Here is a 3,940-nt window from a genome sequence, read left to right as displayed (position 1 = left end):
CTTCGAGGCAGGCGAGATCACCAAGCAGGTCGACGTCACGACCATCTATGACAACCTCCTGCCCGACGGCTTCGACAGCTCGAAGGCGCCCTGATGAGCGCTTGCGCGAAGAAGAGAGCACGCTGATGAGCGCTTGCGCGAAGAGGAGGAGACGATGACCGAGCTTCGGCTGGGGTACATCGGGCTCGGCAACATGGGTGCGCCCATGGCCAAGCGACTCGTCGAATGGCCGGGCGGAGTGACCGTCTTCGACGTCCGGACCGAGGCGATGACGCCACTGGCCGAGCTGGGTGCGACGCTGGCCGACAGCGTCGCCGACGTTGCGGCCGCCGACATCATCTGCGTGACCGTCCTCAACGACGAGCAGGTGCGCGAGGTGGTCGGTGAGCTTTCGGCCAACGCCACGACGGGCAGCGTGATCGCGATCCACTCGACGATCAGCCCCGAGACGGCCATCGAACTGGCCGACGAACTGCGGCCCAGGGGCATTCACGTCATCGATGCTCCCGTATCCGGTGGCGGCGGAGCTGCTGACAAGGGTGAGCTCGCGGTCATGATCGGTGCCGACCGCGAGATCTACGAGCGGGTGAAGCCGGCGTTCAAGCAGTTCGCGTCGGTGGTCGTCCACGCCGGGGAGCCCGGCGCTGGCACGCGAATGAAGCTGGCCCGCAACATGTTGACCTTCACCAGCTACGCGGCAGCGTGCGAGGCCATGAAGCTCGCCGAAGCCGCGGGCATCGACCTTGCGCAGCTCGGCCGGGTGGTCCGACACACCGACGCATTGACCGGCGGCCCAGGGGCGATCATGGTCCGCGAGGACATGGGAACACTCGCCCCCGACCACTGGCTGCACGACGCGTTCATCCACACCCGCGGGCTCGGGGAGAAGGACCTGAGCCTGGCGCTCGGACTTGGCGAGACGGTGCACGTCGAGCTGCCCCTGGCCGAGCTCGCGCTCAAGAACCTCGCTGCCGGACTTGGTGTCCCACACAGCACTTCGACCGCAAAGGAATAGCCATGGACGAATTGCGCCGCAAGGGCCTCGCGAAGATGAACGAGGTCTACTCGTGGGAGATGGGCAACATCGAGGGCGATCCGTACTTCGATCTGACCGTCGATCATCTCTTCGGCACGATCTGGTCGCGCCCAGGGCTGTCGATGCGCGACAAGCGCATCATGACGTTGTCGATCGTGACGGCGATGGGCCTGCAAGACCTGGCCGAGGTTCAAGTCACCGCCGCCCTCGCGAATGAGGAGCTCACCGAGGACGAGCTCAGGGAGATGGCGATCTTCCTGACCCAGTACGTCGGCTTCCCACGCGGGTCCGGACTCAATGGCGTTGTCGGCAGGGTCGTCGGCAAGCGCAAGAAGGCCGCGGAGAGGGGTGAGGGCAACGACAAGAAGGCGAACGTCGACGCTGCCCTTCGGATGAACTCGACGGGCTCGATCAATGAAGAGTAGGTACGCGGCGCTGTCGCGTCAGGAACTGGCGACGTTGGTGCCGGAGCTGCTGCTGATCGGCCAACTGATCGATCGCTCCGGAATGGCTTGGTGCATATCCGAATTCGGCCGCGACGAGATGCTCCAGATCGCGATCGAGGAGTGGGCCGCCTCGAGCCCGCTCTACACCAAGCGGATGCAGAAGGCGCTCAAGTACGAGGGCGTCGACGTCATCACCATCTTCAAGGGTCTGCAGCTGGACATCGGCGCCCCGCCGCAGTTCATGGACTTTCGCTACACCGTGCACGACCGTTGGCACGGCGAGTTTCACCTCGACCACTGCGGCGCGCTGCTCGACGTGGAACCGATGGGCGAAGACTACGTGCACGGCATGTGCCACGACATCGAGGACCCGACGTTCGACGCGACGGCGCTGGCCACCAACCGCAGGACCCAGGTGCGCCCCATCCACCGTCCGCCGCGGGTGCCGTCCAACCGGAGTCCGCACTGCGCGTGGACGGTGATCATCGACGAGTCCTATCCGGAGGTGCCCTTCATCCCCGCGATGGACGTCGTCGGGGCGAGTCGCGCGAACCATACCGAGCTGGATGCGATCGATCCGAATGACGAGGGGATGGCCGACTATTCGGGCGCACTGCTGGCCGACGTCGACTTCGGAGCGTTCTCGCACTCGGCCCTGGTGCGCATCGCCGACGAGGTCTGCCTGCAGATGCACCTGCTGGTGCTCTCGTTCACCCTTGCCGTCCGCGCTCGCGCCAACGGTGATGTGGCATTGGAGAGGTCGATCCGCACGAAGCAGCTGATCGGCATCGCGGGAGTGGCCGCGGAGCGGATCCACGCGGCGCTGTCGCTGCCGGGTGGAGTGGAGGGCGCGCTGCGCGTGCTCGAGTTGCATCCCCTACTGAATCCCGCGGCCTACGTGTCCGTCGACGTCGACTCCGGTTCGAAGGCTGACTTCGTGCACGTGCGGAAGTCCCCTGCCTACGAGGACGGTGCCTGGATTTCGCTGATCTCCCCGGTGGCGGACACCCCGCTGCAGGCCATCGTTGCGGCAGTCGACCCGCACTTGCGCGCCGAGGTGTCCGGCACCGAATCCGACTGGACCGTGCGCGTGATCGAAACCGACACACCTGCCAAGGAACTCGGCGAAGTAGCGGTGTGCAAGTTCAGCCGTGGCGCGTCATGGGTGTTCGAGAATCGGAAATCCCTGCCTCTGACGGTGCTCTAGAGCCCTTACGCTTGGGCCATGGTGCAGGTTCGGCGCGGTGCTGCGTTGTTGACGGTGATCTCGGCGGCGGTCGCGCTGGTGAGTTGTTCGACGGAGACGACTGGTTCTGCGACGAGTGCGGTGACCTCCATAGCATCGAGTACGTCGGTCTCCGCGGCGCCGGGATTCGACGTCTCGCGGCTGAACCAGCTGTCGGCTGACTTTCCGCCCGGCTTCGTCGCAGGACCGCCTTCCGTTCCACTGAAAATAGGACAGCAAGTGCTCCCGTCGGTGGGCACCGTGGCTACGTACGGGGAGCCCTTCACGGTGGACCCGGCGAAATGTCGCCCGCTGCTCAAACCGGTTGATGGCCAACTAGGTTCGGACTCGATGCACATCCGCGGAGTCGAAAGCGACCAAACGACGATTTCGTTGGGCGCGGAGAATCCGGTGACAGTCCCCGCCGAGATCCCCTCCGCCGGGTGCGAACGATTCGCCTACACCGTCGACGAGGCCGAGCACCCCATGAGGGGGACCGTAGAAAGGCTCGAAGCGCCGGAGATCGAAGGCGCAATGACCATTGCGCTCCGGTACGACGTCGAGGGCTTTCCCAACGTCGAATATTCCTACGCCGCAATACTCGACGGCCGTGTCTACGTCGACGTCCAAGCGCGTCTGGCGCCGGACTTCCAGGCCGAGCCGGTGTTGTCGGCCTTGTTGGTCAGGGCCGTTGCCGCCGTCCGCGGCGATTAGCGAGGCGCGTTGGCGTTTGGATCCGGTATCGCGACGCGCGAGCCGGGGTACAACTCGATCATCCCGGCGGGGATCTGCTGTCCGGGGTCCAGGATCGACGCCGTCGCCATGTCCACCGGTACTTCCGGTGGACGCTGCACGAAACCGGGGTAATTCGGATCGGGCACCCACGCACCGGACCCGGGAACCAGCTCCTTCTGCCAGGGTTGTCCCTTGACGCCCGGCCGCAGATATTGAATGTCGTTATAGTCCAACGGCGCCTTCGGCGGGCTTGGCGAGACACCGGGGTAGTCGTTCTTGGGTACCCATGTTCCCGGCCCGATCTCCACGTAGTGGGGTGGGCCGAGTGCCGTCGGATCCAGGTACACGATGTCGTCGAGGTCCAGCGTGGTGTCGGGGGTCTTGGGCAGCTTGTCGAGCTTCGTACCTCCCTTGCCTCCGTCACCGTCGCCGTCGCCGAGGGCCTGGTACTCACCGCTGAGACCGTGGATGCGCCCGGCGATCGTGGACAGATCACCG

At 65.3% G+C, this 3,940-nt stretch carries 4 protein-coding genes and 1 pseudogene; 4 read left to right on the top strand and 1 reads right to left on the bottom strand.

Annotated elements, in window-relative coordinates; all coding sequences use genetic code 11:
- The first annotated feature begins 154 nt into the window (after positions 1-154).
- From QOD90_RS25915 to QOD90_RS25900, 4 genes are read left to right on the top strand one after another with little or no spacing between them, the layout of a single operon-like run.
- On the top strand, positions 155-1,015 hold the full coding sequence (locus tag QOD90_RS25915) for an NAD(P)-dependent oxidoreductase (RefSeq protein ID WP_526354474.1): 861 nt from the start codon (positions 155-157) through the stop codon (positions 1,013-1,015).
- A 2-nt stretch (positions 1,016-1,017) separates the two neighbouring features.
- Positions 1,018-1,461, top strand: a complete 444-nt coding sequence (locus tag QOD90_RS25910; RefSeq protein WP_526354472.1) for a carboxymuconolactone decarboxylase family protein — start codon at positions 1,018-1,020, stop codon at positions 1,459-1,461.
- Positions 1,451-2,689, top strand: a complete 1,239-nt coding sequence (locus QOD90_RS25905) for a hypothetical protein (RefSeq protein WP_526354470.1) — start codon at positions 1,451-1,453, stop codon at positions 2,687-2,689. Before QOD90_RS25910 ends, QOD90_RS25905 begins: the two co-directional genes overlap by 11 nt.
- Before the next feature lie 18 nt (positions 2,690-2,707).
- A complete protein-coding gene (locus QOD90_RS25900; protein WP_526354468.1) occupies positions 2,708-3,421 on the top strand; it encodes a DUF5642 family protein in 714 nt (237 codons plus the stop codon).
- Here QOD90_RS25900 and QOD90_RS25895 read toward each other — a convergent pair.
- Positions 3,418-3,940, bottom strand: a pseudogene (locus QOD90_RS25895) (hypothetical protein); the annotation flags it as partial. The gene QOD90_RS25900 and the pseudogene QOD90_RS25895 sit on opposite strands and share 4 nt — an antisense overlap.

It is taken from the genome of Mycobacterium sp., assembly GCF_032161845.1.
Lineage (GTDB): Bacteria > Actinomycetota > Actinomycetes > Mycobacteriales > Mycobacteriaceae > Mycobacterium.
This window is presented reverse-complemented; position numbering and strand designations above follow the sequence as displayed.

Excerpts from the sequence above, each read along its gene's own strand:
- QOD90_RS25900 (WP_526354468.1), top strand. The coding sequence starts at position 2,708 with ATGGTGCAGGTTCGGCGCGGTGCTGCGTTGTTGACGGTGATCTCGGCG.
- QOD90_RS25905 (WP_526354470.1), top strand. The coding sequence starts at position 1,451 with ATGAAGAGTAGGTACGCGGCGCTGTCGCGTCAGGAACTGGCGACGTTG.
- QOD90_RS25910 (WP_526354472.1), top strand. The coding sequence starts at position 1,018 with ATGGACGAATTGCGCCGCAAGGGCCTCGCGAAGATGAACGAGGTCTAC.
- QOD90_RS25915 (WP_526354474.1), top strand. The coding sequence starts at position 155 with ATGACCGAGCTTCGGCTGGGGTACATCGGGCTCGGCAACATGGGTGCG.